The 18,960-nt window shown below is 71.7% G+C and carries 11 protein-coding genes, 1 tRNA gene and 1 pseudogene; 6 read left to right on the top strand and 7 right to left on the bottom strand.

The genetic code is table 11. From position 1 onward, the window contains the following. Nucleotides 1–85 precede the first annotated feature (85 nt). Both ACWCP0_RS13090 and ACWCP0_RS13085 read right to left on the bottom strand, forming a co-directional pair. Nucleotides 86–157 (bottom strand) — tRNA-Gln (locus ACWCP0_RS13090). Between the two features lie 27 nt (nt 158–184). Further along, a pseudogene (locus ACWCP0_RS13085) lies at nt 185–653 on the bottom strand (hypothetical protein). A gap of 154 nt (nt 654–807) precedes the next feature. Between ACWCP0_RS13085 and ACWCP0_RS13080 the strand changes: the two are divergent. Beyond that, nucleotides 808–2,115 carry a sensor histidine kinase gene (locus tag ACWCP0_RS13080; protein WP_451078892.1) on the top strand — a complete coding sequence of 436 codons (1,308 nt, stop codon included), beginning with the start codon at nt 808–810 and terminating at the stop codon, nt 2,113–2,115. A 30-nt stretch (nt 2,116–2,145) separates the two neighbouring features. Here the strand turns inward: ACWCP0_RS13080 and ACWCP0_RS13075 are convergent, their stop codons facing one another. Both ACWCP0_RS13075 and ACWCP0_RS13070 read right to left on the bottom strand, forming a co-directional pair. Further along, nucleotides 2,146–2,634 carry an SUKH-3 domain-containing protein gene (locus ACWCP0_RS13075; protein ID WP_451078891.1) on the bottom strand — a complete coding sequence of 163 codons (489 nt, stop codon included), beginning with the start codon at nt 2,632–2,634 and terminating at the stop codon, nt 2,146–2,148. A gap of 7 nt (nt 2,635–2,641) precedes the next feature. Continuing rightward, complete coding sequence (locus ACWCP0_RS13070) at nt 2,642–3,145, bottom strand: YwqJ-related putative deaminase (protein ID WP_451078890.1); 504 nt, start codon at nt 3,143–3,145, stop codon at nt 2,642–2,644. A gap of 275 nt (nt 3,146–3,420) precedes the next feature. Between ACWCP0_RS13070 and ACWCP0_RS13065 the strand changes: the two genes are divergently transcribed. Next, on the top strand, nt 3,421–4,428 hold the full coding sequence (locus ACWCP0_RS13065) for an SMI1/KNR4 family protein (protein WP_451078889.1): 1,008 nt from the start codon (nt 3,421–3,423) through the stop codon (nt 4,426–4,428). Nucleotides 4,429–4,436: 8 nt separating this feature from the next. Then, a complete protein-coding gene (locus ACWCP0_RS13060; RefSeq protein ID WP_451078988.1) occupies nt 4,437–7,043 on the top strand; it encodes an SUKH-4 family immunity protein in 2,607 nt (868 codons plus the stop codon). 431 nt (nt 7,044–7,474) lie between these two features. Here ACWCP0_RS13060 and ACWCP0_RS13055 read toward each other — a convergent pair whose 3' ends face one another. From ACWCP0_RS13055 to ACWCP0_RS13045, 3 genes are all read right to left on the bottom strand, one after another. After that, nucleotides 7,475–9,085 carry a sodium/solute symporter gene (locus ACWCP0_RS13055; protein ID WP_451078888.1) on the bottom strand — a complete coding sequence of 537 codons (1,611 nt, stop codon included), beginning with the start codon at nt 9,083–9,085 and terminating at the stop codon, nt 7,475–7,477. Beyond that, nucleotides 9,082–9,615: a DUF485 domain-containing protein gene (locus ACWCP0_RS13050; protein WP_451078887.1), complete on the bottom strand. Its 534-nt coding sequence runs from the start codon at nt 9,613–9,615 to the stop codon at nt 9,082–9,084. The genes ACWCP0_RS13055 and ACWCP0_RS13050 overlap by 4 nt, the downstream gene beginning before the upstream one ends. Nucleotides 9,616–9,795: 180 nt before the next feature. Further along, a complete protein-coding gene (locus tag ACWCP0_RS13045; RefSeq protein WP_451078886.1) occupies nt 9,796–11,358 on the bottom strand; it encodes an MFS transporter in 1,563 nt (520 codons plus the stop codon). A 495-nt stretch (nt 11,359–11,853) separates the two neighbouring features. On the opposite strand from ACWCP0_RS13045, the gene ACWCP0_RS13040 reads away from it, so the two are divergent. The 3 genes from ACWCP0_RS13040 to mfd all read left to right on the top strand — a co-directional run bounded on the left by ACWCP0_RS13040 (nt 11,854) and on the right by mfd (nt 18,919). Then, nucleotides 11,854–12,642 carry an ABC transporter ATP-binding protein gene (locus ACWCP0_RS13040; protein WP_451078885.1) on the top strand — a complete coding sequence of 263 codons (789 nt, stop codon included), beginning with the start codon at nt 11,854–11,856 and terminating at the stop codon, nt 12,640–12,642. Then, nucleotides 12,639–15,212 carry an ABC transporter permease gene (locus ACWCP0_RS13035; RefSeq protein WP_451078884.1) on the top strand — a complete coding sequence of 858 codons (2,574 nt, stop codon included), beginning with the start codon at nt 12,639–12,641 and terminating at the stop codon, nt 15,210–15,212. Before ACWCP0_RS13040 ends, ACWCP0_RS13035 begins: the two co-directional genes overlap by 4 nt. A 176-nt stretch (nt 15,213–15,388) precedes the next feature. Continuing rightward, on the top strand, nt 15,389–18,919 hold the full coding sequence (gene mfd / locus ACWCP0_RS13030) for a transcription-repair coupling factor (protein WP_451078883.1): 3,531 nt from the start codon (nt 15,389–15,391) through the stop codon (nt 18,917–18,919). Nucleotides 18,920–18,960: the final 41 nt, after the last annotated feature.

Genomic DNA, 18,960 nt, shown 5'->3' with positions numbered 1-18,960 from the left:
GGGACACCCGAAGGATACCGGTGCGTTTCAGGGGTGAAATGAGGGCGGGTCCTGACCGTGGAGGTCAGGACCCGAACGTGCGATGCTCCCCCGTCAGGACTCGAACCCGAACAGATGGCACCAAAAGCCACAGTGCTGCCAATTACACCACGGGGGATGGTGACCGACTAAACCGGACATTCGGTCAGGTTGCCGGATCGGCACCCAACACTATGCCGTACCAAGCACCTTCTACGCGACGGTGGAGATCGGCACTCTTGGTGGCGTGGATGGCGAGGCGGCCACGGTACGTCTCCTCATGCGGAGGCCGATCACCCCGGGGCCGCTGTTGATGAACCGAATCGACTCCTGCCGCCGGTACGCCTTGTCCTTGGTGCCCTGCGCCCGGTGGAGCGCGACTTCGGTGAAGAGCAGCTCCCGATCCGAGAGGGACCGCCGCAGTTCCCGCGCCTTCGCCCGGAGGTCGTCCTTCGCGTTCGGTCGCTTCGTCCACTCCGGTGGCGGCTCGCCCTTCGCGGACCGGTCGAGGATGTCCTTGTTGTCGATGCGGAGTCGGTCACGGATCTGGCGGAGGCCGAGGCCTTCCCTGTGCAGTGCGAACGCCTGTTTGTGGAGGTCTTCGAAGTCGGCGTCTCGCCGGTGGTGGACGTCATGGGCAAAGGCTTGTCCGGAATGCGAACGTCCGGGTCGAAAGCCTGGTCGATTCACCAGTTCGGGCAGTGGGTGTGCGTTGCGTTCATGTGTGATGACGTTTCGTGCTGCTGCACTCGCCGAAAATCGGTCGCGGGCTTCCGTAGGCTGGAAGACATGACCACAACGGGGACACACCAGGACTCCGCGGGCGACAGCGCCCGCTCCTGGCTGTGGTGGGGGCGGCGGCGCAGTGCGGTGCTGGACGTGGGGCTCGGGCTCGTGTCCGCGGTGGAGTGTGCGCTGGAGGGCGTCCGGTTCGCGGGCACGGCTGCGTTGCCCGTGCCGGTCGGGGTCGTCTTCGGGCTGATCGCCGGGTCCGTGCTGGTGCTGCGGCGGCGGTGGCCGGCGAGTGTGGTGCTGGTCTCGATCGCGGTCACACCGGCCGAGATGGGCTTTCTGATGGGGATCGTGGGGCTGTACACGCTCGCGGCCTCGGAGGTGCCTCGGCGGATCACTGCGGCGCTGGCGGGGATGTCCCTGGTGGGGACGTTGATCGTGACGTTCGTACGGACCCGGCAGAACGTGGCGTCGGCGGACTTCGATCCGGGGCTGTGGTACGTGCCGCTGGTGTCGGTGGTCATGTCGATCGGGCTGACCGCGCCGCCGGTGCTGTTGGGGCTGTATGTGGGGGCGCGGCGGCGGCTGATGGAGAGCCTGCGGGAGCGGGCGGACAGCCTGGAGCAGGAGTTGTCGCTGCTGGCGGACCGGGCCGAGCAGCAGGCGCATCTGGCGCGTACGGAGGAGCGGACGCGGATCGCGCGCGAGATGCATGACGTCGTGGCGCATCGGGTGAGTCTGATGGTGGTGCATGCGGCGGCGCTGCAGGCGGTGGCGTTGAAGGATCCGCAGAAGGCGGTGAAGAACGCGGCGCTGGTCGGTGACATGGGCCGGCAGGCGTTGACCGAGCTGCGGGAGATGCTCGGCGTGCTGCGGGCGGGTGAGGACGTGGTGGCGCGGGCGGCGGAGCCGGTGCCGCTGGCCGCGGTCGGGGTGGCCGCCGCGGCCGCGGCTGCGGCGGCCGCGGAGGACGGGCCGTCGCTGGTGGACCTGGAGCTGCTGGTGGAGCAGTCCCGGCAGGCGGGGATGGTCGTCGAGCTGACGGTGCAGGGTGAGGCGCGGATGTACCGGCCGGAGGTCGAGCAGGCGGCGTACCGGGTGGTCCAGGAGGCGCTGACGAACGTCCACAAGCATGCCGCGGGTGCCAAGGCGTGGGTGCGTGTCGCGCATCGTGGCGCCGAGATCGCGATGCAGGTGGAGAACGGTCCTTCGGAGCGGGGCGCGTCGGACGCGGGTCTTCCGAGCGGGGGCAACGGTCTGGTGGGCATGCGGGAGCGGGTCTCCGCGCTCGGTGGTGTCTTTGTGTCGGGGCCGACGGATGCGGGTGGTTTCCGGGTGTCGGCGGTTCTGCCGGCTGCTGCGTAGGTCTGGTCGCCGGTTGCCCGGCGGTGCCCCTCAGTCTGTTGCCAGGCGGGTCGGCCGGCTGCCCGTGATGAGGGTGGTGAGGGCCTGGTCGACGTCCGGTCCGAGGTACCAGTCGCCGGTGTGGTCGAGGCTGTAGACGCGGCCTTCTGTGTCGATGGCCAGGACCGCCTGTGTGTCGCCCTCCTCGCCGAGAGGGGTGAGCTCGGTGTCGAGGGCGCGGCCGAGGTCTCCGAGGGTGCGGGCCAGGTGGAGGCCGGCGAGGGGGTCGAGATGGAGGCTCGCGGGGGCGATCTCCCGGCCGGGTCCCTGGGAGGTGATCCGGAGGGCGCCGAACTCGGCCCAGGCCTCGACCGCGGCGGGGAAGACGGCGTGGCGGTGGCCGCCGGGGGATTCGTGGGCGCGCAGGGTGTCGGCCCAGTGTTCGGCCTGTTTGATGTCCCAGCGGCCGGGCTGCCAGCCGGCCTCGCGCAGTGCGGCGTCGACGGCGACGGCGAAGCGTGTGGTGTGGTGCTCGTTCACGGTCCGGTCAGCCGTTCTGGGTCGGGTCGACGGTGCGTACGCCGAAGTGGGCGAGCATCGCTGCACAGGAGCGGCAGGGGGCGGCGTAGCTGCCGTGCAGGGGGTCGCCGTCCTCTCGGATGCGGCGGGCGGTGAGTTTGGCGTGCTTGAGGGAGCGGCGGGCTTCGCCGTGGGTGAGGGGTTTGCGCTGGGCTCGTTTGGAGCGGGCGGTGTCCGTCGACGTGAGGTGGCGGGAGAGCAGGATCGCCTCGGCGCAGCGGCCGGTGAACCGTTCCCTCTGGCCGCTGGTGAGGGTGTCGAGGTAGTCCTGGACGAGGGGGTGGAGCACGGGTGGCTGGTCGGCCTTGCCTGCGGTGCAGGTGAGGGTCTCGCCGCGTACGGAGAGTGCTGCCGCGACGGTTGGCAGGATCCCGTCGCGCCGGAAGCGTGGCGTGGGCGCGTGGCTGTCGTTGTCCGTGCTGCTCCAGCTGAGCCGGGGATCACCGGTCGTGCCTGATGGTGCCGTGTGCATCGTGCTGTGTCCCTCCCGTGCCCGCGGCGCCGACCGCCGCTGTGCACGCCCCCCGAGTTGAAGGGACAGACTGCCAAATAGGGCGCCTGGTGCGGAAGCGGGGTGACTGAAACGTGTGCCTGTGTCGGTTGTGTTTCGGCCGAGGGTCACGCGGAGGTGACGGTTCGTTACGGAAGCGGAAGGGGCGCGCCCGGGGCGGTACGGGGGCGGTGGCGCCTGTTGCGCCACCGCATAGGCTGTGGTGAATCAGCCAGACGCAGCAGGGGGCTACCGCCATGACGACAGGTCGGCAAGGGCTGGGGGCACCTCCCGGCCCCCGGGCCGGGGGACAAGCCGCGCCACCGAACGCGGCCTACGCCGGGCAGGTCGTGCACTTCCCGGACCCGGTCCGGGCCTCTCGGCACCCCATGGGGGTGCGGGTGGACGAACACGGCTATCCCGACTTCTCGCCGTATGCCCGTGCCGCCGCGGAGATCGCCGAGCCCCCGGAGGGTTTCGGTGTCGACGAACTGCGGCTCACCGACTACGTGTCGGCGAACGCCGCGCTGGCCGCCACCGGGCATGAGCTGTGGGACACGATCCCGGCGGTGGCGACGCCGCACGGCTGGACGTGGCACCACGTCGCGGGCGGCCGTCGGCTGGAGCTGGTGCCGGTCGAGGTGAAGGCGCTGTTGCGGCATCACGCCGGGGTGACGACGGCCGCGGTCGACCATGCCAAGCGCGGTACGCGTCCGCTGCAGGAGACCCGGCCCGCGCACTTCGGCCTGCCCAAGGGGGCGGTGTCGGTGAGCGAGCAGCAACTGCTGGGCGTGGAGGAGGACCTGGGGTACCGCCTGCCGGGCGCGTACCGCTCCTTCCTGAAGGCGGCCGGAGGGTGCGCGCCGGTAGGGGCGGCGCTGGACGCGGAGTTGGGGCTGCTGATCGACCAGCCGTTCTTCACGGTGCGTGAGGAGGCGGCGGTCAACGACCTGGTGTACGTCAACAAGTGCCTGCGGGACCATCTGACCAAGGACTTCCTCGGTGTCGGTTTCGTCCAGGGCGGGTTGCTCGCGGTGAAGGTACGCGGCAGCGGCGTCGGTTCGGTCTGGTTCTGTGCGTACGACGACGCGCGTGACCGCGACGGCTGGTCGGTGAACGAGCGGGTGGAGCTGCTGCTGCTGCCCTGTGGTGAGGACTTCGACGCGTTTCTGCCGCGTCTCGCGGGCAATCCGCCGGAGCTGGAGACGGTGGCGAACCTGATGGTGGACGGCGGCTTCGCGCGCGCCGTTCCGGTGGGGGAGTGAGCTTCTCGATGGTGACGTTCGCGCAGGCGCAGGAGCGCGCGGAAGAGTGGGTCAACGGTGACGTGCCCGCGTATCAGCACCGTGAGGTGCGGGTGCGGGAGTTCGAGCTGGGCTTCGTCGTGTGGGCGGAGGACCGCCCTGACGGGCCGACGTCGGACGGCGGCCGGCAGCGGCTGGTGATCGCCCGGGACAGCGGGGAGGCCACGCTGTGGCCGGGGCTGCCGGTGGGTGAGGTGATCCGCCGGTACGAGGAGGAGTACGGCACTCCGGACGCGGCGGCGCCGGCCGCGACGCCGCCGCAGCGGATCGACCTGAATCAGACGTCGTTCCTGCTGAGCCCTCCGGAGTGGCTGCAGGACGCGGCGGACAGGTTGGGGATTCCGGACCAGCGCACGGGTTCCGGTGCGGGTTCCGGTGCGGGTGCGGGTGCGGGCGCTGGTGCGTCGGGTGGCGGTGCGTCGGGTGGCGCCTCGGCCGTGGGTGCCGGTGCATCCGCTTCGGCAGGTGCTGCGCACGGATCCGGCGCAGGGCAGCCCGATTCGGGCGCCGGCTGGTCGCAGGGCGCGCCCGGCGGCTCGACCGGTGGGCGTGGTTCGCATGTCGGTGGTGATGCGTGGCCGGCCACCGGTGGTGGGGACCACGAGCCCACCGCGTCGGACGGTGTGCCAGCGACGCCCGCCGCGCCGGGTGTGCCCGGTGTGCCCGGTGTGCCCGGTGGGGCCACTCCCTGGGCCGGTACCGACACGAACGCCGAGTCGGGGGAGGGCTCCGTGCCGCTTCCGGCAACGGTGTTCGCGCCGCCGCTGTCCGGGGCGGACGACGATGGCACACCGCCGCCGTCGGTGGGCGCGGATGCGCCGACCGCGTTGATGTCGGGCGGCAGCCGGCTGCCGCCGACCGCCGTGGCGCCGGCGATCGACCCGCAGCCGGGCCGACCGCAGGCCGGCGGGCCGCAACCGTCCGCCCCCGCTGCCCCCGCCGCGCCCGGTCGGCCGGGCGCCGGCGACATCGCCGACGCCGCGACCAGCAAGGCCGTGGCGCCTCCGCGTGCTTCGCGCGGGAGCGGCCCGACGACCCCGCCGCCGCCCGCCCCGCCCGGTGTCCCCGGTGCGAGGCCGGGTGTTCCGGGTGCCCCGGGTACGCCCGGCACTCCGGCGGGCGGTTACGTACCGACGCAGATGGTCTCGCAGCTCGGCCCGGACGGGCCGCAGCAGCCCGCTCCGCCGGGCCCGCCGCATCACGCGGCGACCGTGCTCGCGAACCCGGGCCAGGGCGGTCCGGGAGCGCAGCCGCCGCAGCCTCCGGCCCCGCCCGCTGCGCCGGGTGTCCCGGGCACCCCTGCGGGCGGTGTCCACCACGCCGCGACGATGCTGGCGAACCCGGGCCCGAACCAGGGAGGCCCCGGCGCACCGCAGCCTCCGGGCCCGCCCGGTGCGCCGGGAGCCCCGGGCGCCCCGGGTACTCCCCCTGGCTCCGCCGGGGGGACCCCCACGGGCGGTGTCCACCACGCCGCCGCGATGCTGGCCGGTCCCGGGCAGGTGCCACCGCCGCAGGTCCCGCAGGCTCCGGGTGCCCCCGGTCCCGTACCGGGGCCGCAGCAGCCTCCCGCGTACGGCTATCCGCAGCAGCCGCCCGCCGGCATGCCGATGGTCGGTCCCGGCTACCAGGCCGTGCTGCGCTACCGCGCTCCCGACGGCTCGGAGCAGCAGCTCATCCGCCGCTCGGCGCCGGGCACCCCGCACCCGGAGTGGCAGATCTTCCATGAGCTGCGCGGGATGAACGTGCCCAACGACCAGGTGCTGGAGCTGCACACGGAGCTGGAGTCCTGCGAACTGCCCGGAGGCTACTGCGCCCGCATGATCCGGGAGACGTGGCCGCAGGCACGGATCACGAACATCGCCCCGTACGGCAAGGACCACGCGAGCCGGCAGGGCGGGATGCAGCAACTGCTCACCCACCAGGGCGAGTTGCACCAGGTCGCGGACGGCCCGGCGCGCCCCGCGCCGGTGCGTGCGCCGCTGCCGCCGGTTCAGCCCGCCCCGCCCCTTCCCCCGGAGGGGATCGCGCAGGAGCTGGTGGGCTCCTTCGGGCCGCAGGGCATCTGCCGTTTCGACCAGCGGGCGGTGTCCCGCCAGGGTGTGCCGGAGATCGTCGCGCGCACGCTGGTGTGGGCGGGTCTGCCGGCCGATTTCGGCCCGTTCTTCTGGGCGCAGCCGGCCCAGCCGGTGGTGCCGACGCTGGGGGAGCTGGCCGCGCAGCGGCAGGTGCAGCCGGCCTCGGACGCGGGCTCGTACCTGGTCGTGGGCAGCGACTTCGGCAAGGCGATCTGCGTGCAGTACGGCACGGCCCACATAGTGGCGGTCCCGGTCGAGGGCGGTCCGGGCGGTCAGCCGGTGGCGCCGCAGTTCGTGAACAGCGGCCTCCCGGAGTTCACGCGCTGCCTCGCCCTGCTCGGGCGGATGTGGCGCCTGCGCTTCGGCCTCAACCCGGAACAGGCCGGCCGCTGGACGGTCGACTTCCAGGCGCAGCTCGCCGCCCTCGACCCGGCGGCGCTGTCGTCGCCGGAGAGCTGGTGGTCGGTGCTGCTCGAGCAGATGTGGGACGGGCTGCTGTAGCCCGGTCCTTCGTACGGAAAGAGGCGCCCGGCCTGCGCGTTGCAGGCCGGGCGACCCTGTCTCACGGGGTCGGTTCCCGGCGCGGCGTCCACGTCCACGGCCGCCCCGGCCACAGGGCGGAACAGCGCCTGCGGCGGGCCATTGCCCCTCCCCGCCCTTCCCGGCTGTGCGGATGCGCGGCTCCGCCGCGCGAGGCGCAGGCACCCGGCCTTCGTACGGCCCGCGATCGAGGAGCGGGGTCCGGGGCGGACCCCCGAAACGGGGTCTGGGGCGGAGCCCCGGTTCGCAACGGGCGGGGAGGCGCGAGAACCAGGCCGTGCCCTGCACCGTCCGTAGGTCCTGGTGTCCGTTCCCTGCCGTCCCCGATCGCCGGGCGGGCCCGGAAGGAGCCCCCCGGCGATCGAGGTGCGGGCGTCGGGGCGGGGCCCCGGTCACGCCCCCCGCGGCGGCGCAGGCGCACCCGCGAGGATCGTCGGCTCGACCGACTCGTAGCCCTCGCGCTGGGACGCGGCGTCACGGGCGGACAGGATCGACCCCAGCCAGCCGGCCAGGAAGCCCAGCGGGACGGAGACGAGGCCCGTGGTCGTGAACGGGAACCAGTTGAAGTCGTGTTCGGGGAAGACCGACTGCGGGGACCCGGAGACCAGCTTGCTGCCCGTCATCAGGACGAGCGCGCTGACCGCGCCCGTGATGAGCGTGCTGAGCAGACCCGTGCGGGTGTAGCGGCGCCAGAAGAGGCTGTAGACGAGGGCCGGGGCAACGGCCGAGGCGCCGATGCAGAAGGAGAGGGTGATCATCAACTGGCCGTTCCAGTCACGGACCATGACCGCGGAGAGGATCGCGATGAGGCCGACTCCCAGCGCGGCGCCCCGGGCGACGGCCATCTCCGTCGAGTGCTCCAGGCGGGTCCTGCGCAGTCCGTGTGCGATCAGGTCGTGCGCGAGGGTGTTGGCGCAGGCGAGCGTGATCCCGGCGACCGACGCGAGCAGGGTGAGGAAGACCGCGGTCGCCACGACGGTGAACAGCAGCGACTCGAGCATGGTGGCGTCCGCGCCGAGCAGTGCCTGGGTGACCCCGAGGAACGCCGTCTCGCCCTGCGGGTCGCCCGCGACGATCCGCTCGTGCCCGATGATCGCCGACGCGCCGAAGCCGATCACGGCGAACAGCAGGCACATGACGACGACGGTCGAGACCGCCCATGACATCGAGCGACGTACCGCGGTCGCGCTCCGCGCGCTGAACATGCGCATGGTGATGTGCGGCAGCACCGCCGCCCCGAGCACCACCGTCAGCTCGGCGCTGATCATGTCGAGGTCGTCGCCTCCGAACTGCAGGCCGGAAGCGAGGTAGGCGTCCCCCGCCCCGCTGCCCTGGGCGGCCGCGTCCAGCAGCGTGGGCAGGCTGAAGTCGAACCGCTCGAGGACGAGTACGGCGATGAGGGTGGCCGCGGCGAGCAGGACGACGGTCTTGACGATCTGGATGAAGGCGGTGCCCTTCATGCCGCCGATCGCGGCGTAGGCGATCATCAGGATGCCGAGGAAGACGATGGAGCCGGTCTTGAAGCCGTCCGCGTCGAAGCCGAGGACGAAGGCGAGGAGATCGCCCGCGCCGGAGAGCTGGAAGATCACCAGCGGCAGCAGTGCGGTCAGGGTGACCGCACACGCGGTGATCCGGACGGCCGGTCCGGGGGTGCGGCGGGTGAGGACGTCGCCCATGGTGAACCGGCCCGCGTTCCGCAGTGGTTCGGCGAGCAGGAACATCATGAGGACCAGCGAGAGCACGGTGCTCAGGGAGAGCACGAGCCCGTCGTAGCCGACGAGCGAGACGATGCCGATGGTGCCGAGCACGGTGGCTGCGGAGATGTAGTCGCCGGAGATGGCCAGACCGCTCTGCACGGGGGAGAGGGAGCGGTAGCCGGTGTAGAACTCGCCGAGGTCGTCCCGGTCGGGTCCGGTCATCACGCACAGCAGCAGCGTGACCGTGATGACGGCGATGAACGCGACGAAGGACATGGTCTGGGCGTCGGAGTTGAAGCCGGTCATGCGCGCATGCCTCCCGTCGGCCGCTGCCACGCGGAGGTGCCGGGGCGGCCGTGACGGTTCTGACGGACCTGGCGGGCGGCGGCCACCGCCACCGCCGCCTCGGCGGCCTCTTCGGCGCGGAGCCGGATGGCCGTGGCGAGCGGGTCGACCCGCCGGCGTGCGATCCGCTCGTAGAGCGCGATCGCGGCGAGTGTCACGGGCAACTGGCAGAGCCCCAGGAACAGTCCCGTGGTGAGGCCGCCGCTCAGTTCGCCGGTCATCAGCCCGGGGGCGTAGCCGGAGAGGACGAGGAAGAGGGTGAAATAGCCGAGCGCGGTGAGGGTCGCGACGCGGCGGAGTCTGCGATAGCCGGAGCGGAGCCTGGGCAGGTCGCCGTCTTCGGCGCGTTCGTGGGCCCCGTCGCCTGCGAGGTGGTGGGCGGCGCCGTAGGCGAGGCCGTGTGCGGCCGATGGCGGCACCGGCGGTGGGGGCGTGTGCCAGGGGTGCTGGGCGGAGTGGGACGGTTCCGGGAACACGTGGTCGTACGACATGGTGCGGCTCCTTGCGGCCCTCGCAGGCTGGGGGAAGCGCGAACGTTACTTGTCGGTAGAGGATCGGCGTAAGGGGGTTACCGACCGGAAGGTATGTCATTTCCGCAACGGTCGGGTCACGCCCCCGCACCGGCCTGGCGTGCGGTCGCGCAGCCCGGTCCTCAGGAGGAAGGCCCAGGCTCAGGCCTCGGGCTTCTCCATGATCACGGGGAACTTCCGCGGCGCCAGGAACACCAGCACCAGCAGCGCCAGCGCGCCCGCACCCGCGGCCCCCACGTACACGTAGTCCACCGCCGTCGCCACGGCCTGCCGTAGATGTTCAGCGGGTCCGGAGCCGTCACCGGCGAGGGAGCGCGCCACCGAGTCGAGGTCGCCGGAGCCGCCGAGCCGTGCGGCGAGCACCGCGTTGGCGAGCGCACCGAACAGGGCCGCGCCGACGCTCTGGCCCACCTGGCGGCAGAACAGCACCGACGCGGTCGTCGTGCCGCGCTCGGCCCAGGGCACGGTCGACTGGACGCCGACGATCAGCGGCAGCTGGAAGAACCCGAGGGCTGCGCCGAGCAGCAGCATGATGAGCGCGGGCTGCCACGGCTCGCCCGGGTACGGGAGCAGCAGCGGGAACGCCAGCATGATCAGCGTCGCCGCGCCGATGCCGATGATCGCGGTGTTGCGGAACCCGATGCGGCTGTAGACGCGGTTCGCGTACGCCGCGCTCACCGGCCAGCTGAGCGTCATCACGGACAGCACGAACCCGGCGGCGATCGGGCCGAGTCCGAGGACCGACTGGGCGTACGTGGGCAGGAAGACGGTCGGCGCGACCATCAGCAGGCCGAGCGCGCCCAGCGCCAGGTTGACCGCGGCGATGGTGCGCCGCCGCCACACCCAGCCGGGGATGACGGGCTCGGCCGCCCGTCGTTCGACGACGACGGTCACGGCCGCGCCCGCCGCGGCGCCCGCGAAGAGGCCGAGGGAGGGCGCGGAGAGCCAGGGCCAGGCCACCCCGCCCTGGACGAGGGCGGTCAGCAGGAGCGCCCCGGTGACGAAGACGGCGAGTGCGCCCGGCCAGTCGACGCGGGGGCGCGGACCCTGTTCCCGCGCCTTCCGCGCCGGCTCGGTCAGATGGCGGGCGGCCAGCCACAGCGCGACCGCGCCCACCGGCAGATTGATCAGGAAGATCCAGCGCCAGTCGGCGTACGCGGCGAGCAGACCGCCCACCGCCGGACCCGCGACCGCCGACACCGCCCACACCGTGGACAGTTTCGCCACGATCTTGGGACGCTCGTCGAGCGGGTACAGGTCGGCGGCGATCGTCTGGATCGTGCCCTGGAGCGCACCGCCACCGAGACCCTGGACGACGCGGAAGGCGATGAGCGAGGCCATGTTCCAGGCGCCCGCGCACAGGAGGGATCCGACCAGGAAGAGGGCGATGCCCGCGATCAGGACGGGCTTGCGGCCGAAGGTGTCGGAGAGCTTCCCGTAGACGGGGAGGGTGACGGTCACGGCGAGCAGATAGCCGGAGAACAGCCAGGAGAAGACCGAGAAGCCTCCCAGGTCGCCGACGATCTGCGGGACCGCGGTCGAGACGATCGTGCCGTCGAGGGCCGCCAGTGCCATGCCGAGCATCAGGGCGGCGACGACCCGGCCGCGGCGGGCGGTGGCGGTGCGTGGGGATGCCTCGGTGCCGGTGGCAGGGGTGCGGGTCGCGGGGTCGGCCGGCCTCGTCGGCGTCGCCTTGTCCCTCATCCCCGCGCCTGAGCCACCGTCACCCGCACCAGTACTCCCACCTGTGCCTGTGCCTGTGCCCGTGCCGCTGCGGTGTGCGCCCGGATCGCCGTCGCCGGCGTGGGCACTGCCTCCGCCGGCGTCGGCGCCGCCCCCGTCCATCCAAGATCCCTTCCCTATGCACGTATCTCCGCGGAACACCTTCTCACTTGCAGCTCACGCGACGGGAGGGGGCGGCCTCTCCGGGTACGGATCGGCCGGAGGGGTGGAGACCCCTAGGGGTTCCTCCTTACTACCGGCCAGGGGCTGGTCGTCCCGCCGGAGGACGAGAGGGACGGTGAGCTCTCCTTACCTTGGTCTTACGGCGGCCCGGGCGGCGCAGGGGGTGACACGGGGTGGGGAAAACCCCCGCTCAAGAGGGTGCTCAGCCCCATCGTGCCGCGGACCCGCCTCCCGCGAGACTCGTACGGCACGCGGCGCTTCGGCTTTTCCCTTCACCGACTTAGGAGACATACCGTGACAACGGCTGTGACCATCCCCGCGCACGGGGGCACCGGAGGGCGTACGGCCGTCGCCGCGCGAGCCCGACAGGTCGTCAAGGCGTACGGCTCCGGCGAAACACGGGTCGTCGCGCTCGACCACGTCGACGTGGACATCATGCGCGGTCGGTTCACCGCGATCATGGGCCCGTCGGGCTCCGGAAAATCCACCCTGATGCACTGCCTGGCCGGGCTCGACACGGTGACCTCCGGCGAGATCCACATCGACGACACCGAGATCACCGGACTCAAGGACAAGAAGCTCACGCAGCTGCGCCGGGACCGGATCGGCTTCATCTTCCAGGCGTTCAACCTGCTGCCCACGCTGAACGCCCTCGAGAACATCACGCTGCCGATGGACATCGCGGGCCGCAAGCCGGACGCGGCCTGGCTGAACCGGGTGGTGGAGACCGTCGGTCTCGCGGACCGTCTCAAGCACCGGCCCACCCAGCTCTCCGGCGGTCAGCAGCAGCGGGTCGCCGTGGCCCGTGCCCTGGCCGCCCGCCCCGAGATCATCTTCGGCGACGAGCCGACCGGAAACCTGGACTCCCGCGCCGGGGCCGAGGTGCTGGGCTTCCTGCGCCGCTCCGTCGACGAGCTCGGCCAGACCATTGTCATGGTCACCCACGACCCGGTGGCGGCCTCCTACGCGGACCGCGTGCTCTACCTCGCCGACGGCCGGATCGTCGACGAGATGTTCAACCCCACGGCCGACCAGGTCCTGGACCGTATGAAGGACTTCGATGCCCGGGGACGGACGTCGTGACCGTGCTCAAGACCTCCCTGCGCAACTTCTTCGCCCACAAGGGACGCATGGCGCTCTCCGCCGTCGCCGTCCTGCTGTCGGTGGCGTTCGTGTCCGGCACGCTCGTCTTCGCCGACACCATGAACACCACCTTCGACAAGCTCTTCGCCGCCACCGCGGCCGATGTCACCGTCAGCCCGAAGACCGCCGCCGTCGACGACGAGGCGCCGCAGACGGGCCGGCCCGCATCGCTGCCCGCATCGCTCGTCGCGACGGTGGAGAAGGCGGACGGCGTGCGGTCCGCCGAGGGCGCGGTCGTCTCCACGAGCGTCACCGTCGTCAACGCGGACAACAAGAACATGGGCTCCAGCAACGGGGCCCCGACGTTCGCCGGCAACTGGACGCAGAACGACCTGCGTTCGATGGAGATCACCTCCGGCCACGCCCCGCGCGGCCCCACCGAGGTGGTGGTCGACGCCGACACCGCCGAGAAGCACGGGCTCGAGATCGGCGACGAGCTGCGCACGATCGCCGTCACCGGTGACTTCACCGCGAAGATCTCCGGTATCGCCTCCTTCAAGGTCACCAACCCGGGCGCGGCCGTCGTCTACTTCGACACCGCCACCGCCCAGCGTCAACTTCTCGGAAGGACCGGCGAGTTCACCCATGTCGCCGTCACTGCCGAGCCCGGCGTCAGCCACGCGCAGCTGAAGAGGAACGTGGCCGCGGTCGCCGACGGGCCGTACAAGTTCCAGACCCAGCAGGAGGCGGCGGACGCCGGCCGCGAGGACGTCAGCGGCTTCCTCGACGTGATGAAGTACGCGATGCTCGGCTTCGCCGGAATCGCCTTCCTCGTCGGCATCTTCCTCATCGTCAACACCTTCTCGATGCTCGTCGCCCAGCGGACCCGCGAGATCGGCCTGATGCGGGCCATCGGATCGAGTCGCAGGCAGGTCAACCGCTCGGTCCTGGTCGAGGCGCTGCTGCTCGGCATCATCGGGTCCGTCGCCGGTGTCGGCGCCGGAGTCGGACTCGCGATCGGGCTGATGGAGCTCATGTCCTCGATGGGCATGAACCTCTCCACCGAGGACCTGACCGTGAAGTGGACGACCCCGGCCGTCGGTCTCACCCTCGGCATCGTCGTCACCGTCCTGGCCGCGTACATCCCGGCCCGGCGGGCCGGCAAGGTCTCCCCGATGGCCGCACTGCGCGACGCGGGCACCCCGGCGGACGGCAGGGCCGGTGTGGTGCGCGGCATACTCGGCGTGGTCCTCACCGGCGCCGGAGGCTCGGCACTGTGGGCCGCGACGCGGGCCGACGAGGCGAGCGTGGGCTCGCTGTGGCTCGGGCTCGGGGTCGTCCTCAGCCTCATCGGCTTCATCGCGGTCGGCCCGCTCCTGGCGGGCGGCGTGGTCCGCGTCCTCGGCGCGGTCGTGCTGCGGATCTTCGGCCCGGTCGGACGGATGGCCGAGCGCAACGCGCTGCGCAACCCGCGCCGCACGGGCGCCACCGCCGCGGCCCTGATGATCGGTCTCGCGCTCGTCGCCTGCCTGTCGGTCGTCGGCTCGTCCATGGTCGCCTCGGCGACGGAGGAGCTCGACAAGTCCGTCGGAGCCGACTTCATCGTCAATGCGTCCAACGGTCAGCCGATCATGCCCCAGGCGCAGCAGGCCATGGAGAAGGCGCCGGGCATCGCCCACGTCACCGAGTACAAGGCCGTCAGGACGAAGCTCACCGCCCCTGACGGCACCACCGAGGACGAGGAGATCGTCGCCGCAGACCCGACGTATGCGCAGGACCTGCGGCGCGAGACCGTCGCGGGCGAGCTGTCGGCGGCGTACGGGAAGAACGCCATGTCGGTCGGCGACACCTACGCCGAGGAGCACGGCGTGAAGGTGGGCGACACCATCACGGTCGCCTTCACGGACGGTGAGACGGCGAAGCTGAAGGTCGCGGCCATCACCTCGGACGACGGCACCATCGACAAGGGCGCGAAGTACACGAACATCGCGACCGCCGCGCAGTACGTGCCCGCCGAGAAGATGCCGAAGAACCTGATCATGTTCGCCAAGGCGGAGGAGGGCAAGGCGACGGAGGCGTACGAGGCGCTCAAGAAGTCGCTCGCCCCCTACCCGCAGTACGAGGTCAAGAACCAGACCGACTTCAAGAAGGACCTGAAGGACCAGGTCGGACAGCTTCTGAACATCGTCTACGGTCTGCTCGCCCTCGCGATCATCGTCGCGGTGCTGGGCGTGGTGAACACCCTGGCCCTGTCGGTGGTCGAGCGGACCCGGGAGATCGGTCTCATGCGCGCCATCGGCCTCTCCCGCCGCCAGCTGCGCCGCATGATCCGACTGGAGTCGGTGGTCATCGCCCTCTTCGGCGCGCTGCTCGGCCTCGGCCTGGGCATGGGCTGGGGCACGGCGGCCCAGAAGCTGCTGGCCCTGGAGGGGCTCGGGGTCCTGGAGATCCCGTGGCCGACGATCCTGACGGTCTTCGTGGCCTCGGCGTTCGTGGGTCTGTTCGCGGCGCTCGTCCCGGCCTTCCGGGCGGGCAGGATGAACGTCCTGAACGCGATCGCCACGGAGTAGTCACGGAAGCCTGCGGAGCGGTTCCGTAGGATGACGGCTCCGGCCCGGTGTGCGTCCTCCACGCTCACCGGGCCGGAGCCGTCTCGCGGGGTTTACGCTGGGAACCCCCGGCCCGTTCGACGTGTCGGGCGGTTCGCGTTGCCCACCCCCTCTCGGATCCCGGACGGAACCTCTTCATGAGCCTGCACGGTCTGCTCGACGCCGTTGTACGTGACCCGGCGCTCGCCGAAGCGGTGAAGGCCGCCGGTGACGGTCACCGGCACCATGTCGACCTGGTGGGGCCGCCGGCCGCGCGGCCCTTCGCGGTGGCCGCCCTGGCCCGCGACGCGGGGCGGCCGGTGCTGGCCGTGACCGCCACCGGGCGGGAGGCCGAGGACCTGGCCGCGGCGCTGCGCTCCCTGCTCGACCCGGACACCGTCGTCGAGTACCCGTCCTGGGAGACTCTCCCGCACGAGCGGCTCTCGCCCCGCTCCGACACCGTCGGCCGGCGCCTCGCGGTGCTGCGCCGCCTCGCGCACCCGTCGCCGGACGACCCGGCCGCAGGTCCCGTCAGCGTCGTCGTCGCGCCCGTACGCTCCGTGCTGCAGCCGCAGGTCAAGGGCCTCGGCGACCTGGAGCCTGTGGCGCTGCGCAGCGGCGGAACCGCCGACCTCGAAGAGATCGTGGAGGGGCTCGCGGCGGCCGCGTACTCCCGGGTGGAGCTGGTCGAGAAGCGTGGTGAGTTCGCCGTGCGCGGCGGCATCCTCGATGTCTTCCCGCCCACCGAGGAGCATCCGCTCCGGATCGAGTTCTGGGGCGACGACGTCGAGGAGATCCGTTACTTCAAGGTCGCCGACCAGCGCTCGCTGGAGATCGCCGAGCACGGGCTGTGGGCACCGCCCTGCCGCGAGCTGCTGCTGACGGACGACGTGAGGCAGCGGGCCGCGGCCCTCGCCGAGGCCCACCCGGAGCTCGGCGAACTGCTCGGCAAGATCGCCGAGGGCATCGCCGTCGAGGGCATGGAGTCCCTCGCCCCGGTCCTCGTCGACGACATGGAGCTGCTGCTCGACGTCCTTCCGGCGGGCTCGATGGCCGTCGTGTGCGACCCGGAGCGGGTCCGGACGCGGGCCGCGGACCTGGTGGCGACCTCGCAGGAGTTCCTGCAGGCGTCCTGGGCGGCCACGGCGGGTGGCGGCGAGGCTCCCATCGACGTCGGCGCCGCCTCGCTGTGGGGCATCGCGGACGTCCGGGACCGGGCGCGCGAGCTCGGGATGATGTGGTGGTCGGTGTCGCCGTTCGCCGCCGACGAGGAGCTTGATGCGGACACGCTCAAGCTCGGTATGCACGCCCCCGAGACGTACCGCGGCGACACGGCCCGCGCCCTCGCCGACACCAAGGGCTGGCTCGCCGACGGCTGGCGCACGGTCTTCGTGACCGAGGCCCACGGCCCCGCGGCTCGCACCGTCGAGGTCCTCGGCGGCGAAGGCGTCGCCGCCCGGCTCGAGGCGGACCTCGGCGAGATCTCCCCGTCCGTCGTCCATGTCGCCACGGGCTCCGTCGAGTACGGCTTCATCGATCCCGGCCTCAAGATCGCCGTCCTCACCGAGACCGACCTGTCCGGCCAGAAGGCCGCCGGCAAGGACGGCACGCGGATGCCGACCCGCCGCCGCAAGCAGATCGACCCGCTGACGCTGGAGGTCGGCGACTACATCGTCCACGAGCAGCACGGCGTCGGCCGCTACATCGAAATGGTGCAGCGCACCGTCCAGGGCGCGACCCGTGAGTATCTGCTCGTCGAGTACGCCCCCGCCAAGCGCGGCCAGCCCGGCGACCGGCTCTACATCCCGACCGACCAGCTGGAGCAGGTCACCAAGTACGTCGGCGGAGAGGCCCCGACCCTGCACCGGCTCGGCGGCGCGGACTGGACGAAGACCAAGGCCCGCGCGAAGAAGGCGGTCAGGGAGATCGCCGCGGACCTGATCAAGCTGTACAGCGCGCGGATGGCGGCCCCCGGCCACGCCTTCGGCGCGGACACCCCGTGGCAGCGGGAGCTGGAGGACGCGTTCGCGTACGTCGAGACACCCGACCAGCTGTCCACCATCGCCGAGGTGAAGGAGGACATGGAGAAGTCGGTCCCCATGGACCGCCTCATCTGCGGCGACGTCGGATACGGGAAGACCGAGATTGCCGTGAGAGCCGCTTTCAAGGCCGTCCAGGACGGCAAGCAGGTCGCGGTGCTCGTGCCGACGACGCTGCTGGTGCAGCAGCACTTCGGGACCTTCTCCGAGCGGTACTCCCAGTTCCCGGTGGTGACACGGGCGTTGTCCCGCTTCCAGTCGGACGGGGAGGCGAAGGCGACCCTGGAGGGGCTGCGGGACGGCTCGGTCGACGTCGTCATCGGCACACACCGGCTCTTCTCGTCCGAGACCAAGTTCAAGGACCTGGGCCTGGTCATCGTGGACGAGGAGCAGCGGTTCGGCGTCGAGCACAAGGAGCAGCTGAAGAAGCTCCGCGCCAACGTCGACGTGCTGACGATGTCCGCGACCCCGATCCCGCGGACGCTGGAGATGGCGGTCACCGGCATCCGCGAGATGTCGACGATCACGACCCCGCCGGAGGAGCGGCACCCGGTGCTGACCTTCGTCGGCCCGTACGAGGAGAGGCAGATCGGCGCGGCCATCCGCCGTGAACTGCTGCGCGAGGGCCAGGTCTTCTACATCCACAACCGCGTCGAGTCGATCGACCGGGCGGCGGCGCGGCTCCGCGACATCGTGCCGGAGGCCCGTATCGCCACCGCCCACGGGCAGATGAGCGAGGGCACGCTGGAGCAGGTCGTCGTCGACTTCTGGGAGAAGAAGTACGACGTGCTCGTCTCGACGACGATCGTCGAGTCCGGCATCGACATCTCCAACGCGAACACCCTGATCGTCGAGCGCGGCGACAACTTCGGTCTCTCGCAGCTGCACCAGCTGCGCGGCCGGGTGGGCCGTAGCCGGGAGCGGGGTTACGCGTACTTCCTCTACCCGCCGGAGAAGCCGCTGACCGAGACCGCGCACGAGCGGCTCGCGACGATCGCCCAGCACACCGAGATGGGCGCGGGCATGTACGTGGCGATGAAGGACCTGGAGATCCGCGGCGCGGGCAATCTGCTCGGCGGTGAGCAGTCCGGTCATATCGCGGGCGTCGGCTTCGACCTGTACGTGCGCATGGTGGGCGAGGCGGTCGCCGACTACCGCGCCTCGCTGGAGGGCGGCGTCGAGGAGGAGCCCCTGCTCGAGGTCAAGATCGAGCTCCCGGTCGACGCGCACGTCCCGCACGACTACGCGCCGGGCGAGCGGCTGCGGCTCCAGGCGTACCGGGCGATCGCCTCCGCCAACTCGGAGGAGGACATCAAGGCCGTCCGCGAGGAGCTCACCGACCGCTACGGCAAGCTCCCGGAGCCCGTGGAGAACCTGCTCCTCGTGGCAGGCCTGCGCATGCTGGCCCGGGCCTGCGGCGTCGGCGAGATCGTGCTCCAGGGGCCGAACATCCGCTTCGCGCCGGTGGAGCTGCGCGAGTCGCAGGAACTGCGCCTGAAGCGGCTCTACCCCCGCACGGTGATCAAGCCGGCGGTCCACCAGATCCTGGTGCCGCGCCCGACGACCGGCAAGATCGGCGGCAAGCCGGTCGTGGGCCGGGAACTGCTGGCGTGGACGGGTGAGTTCCTGACGACGATCCTGGGGTCCTGATCCCGGGGGTCCCGGGGCCGCATCCGGATGACGGGCTCCAG

The organism is Streptomyces sp. NPDC001970, assembly GCF_053594115.1.
Note: the sequence above shows the minus strand (reverse complement) of the source record. Positions and strands in the feature narration are given on the sequence as shown.

Bases quoted from the DNA above. Each gene is read 5' to 3' on its own strand.
- ACWCP0_RS13055 (WP_451078888.1), bottom strand. From the start codon at position 9,085: ATGACCGGCTTCAACTCCGACGCCCAGACCATGTCCTTCGTCGCGTTC.
- ACWCP0_RS13060 (WP_451078988.1), top strand. From the start codon at position 4,437: ATGGTGACGTTCGCGCAGGCGCAGGAGCGCGCGGAAGAGTGGGTCAAC.
- ACWCP0_RS13065 (WP_451078889.1), top strand. From the start codon at position 3,421: ATGACGACAGGTCGGCAAGGGCTGGGGGCACCTCCCGGCCCCCGGGCC.
- mfd (WP_451078883.1), top strand. From the start codon at position 15,389: ATGAGCCTGCACGGTCTGCTCGACGCCGTTGTACGTGACCCGGCGCTC.
- ACWCP0_RS13050 (WP_451078887.1), bottom strand. From the start codon at position 9,615: ATGTCGTACGACCACGTGTTCCCGGAACCGTCCCACTCCGCCCAGCAC.
- ACWCP0_RS13045 (WP_451078886.1), bottom strand. From the start codon at position 11,358: ATGAGGGACAAGGCGACGCCGACGAGGCCGGCCGACCCCGCGACCCGC.
- ACWCP0_RS13070 (WP_451078890.1), bottom strand. From the start codon at position 3,145: ATGCACACGGCACCATCAGGCACGACCGGTGATCCCCGGCTCAGCTGG.
- ACWCP0_RS13080 (WP_451078892.1), top strand. From the start codon at position 808: ATGACCACAACGGGGACACACCAGGACTCCGCGGGCGACAGCGCCCGC.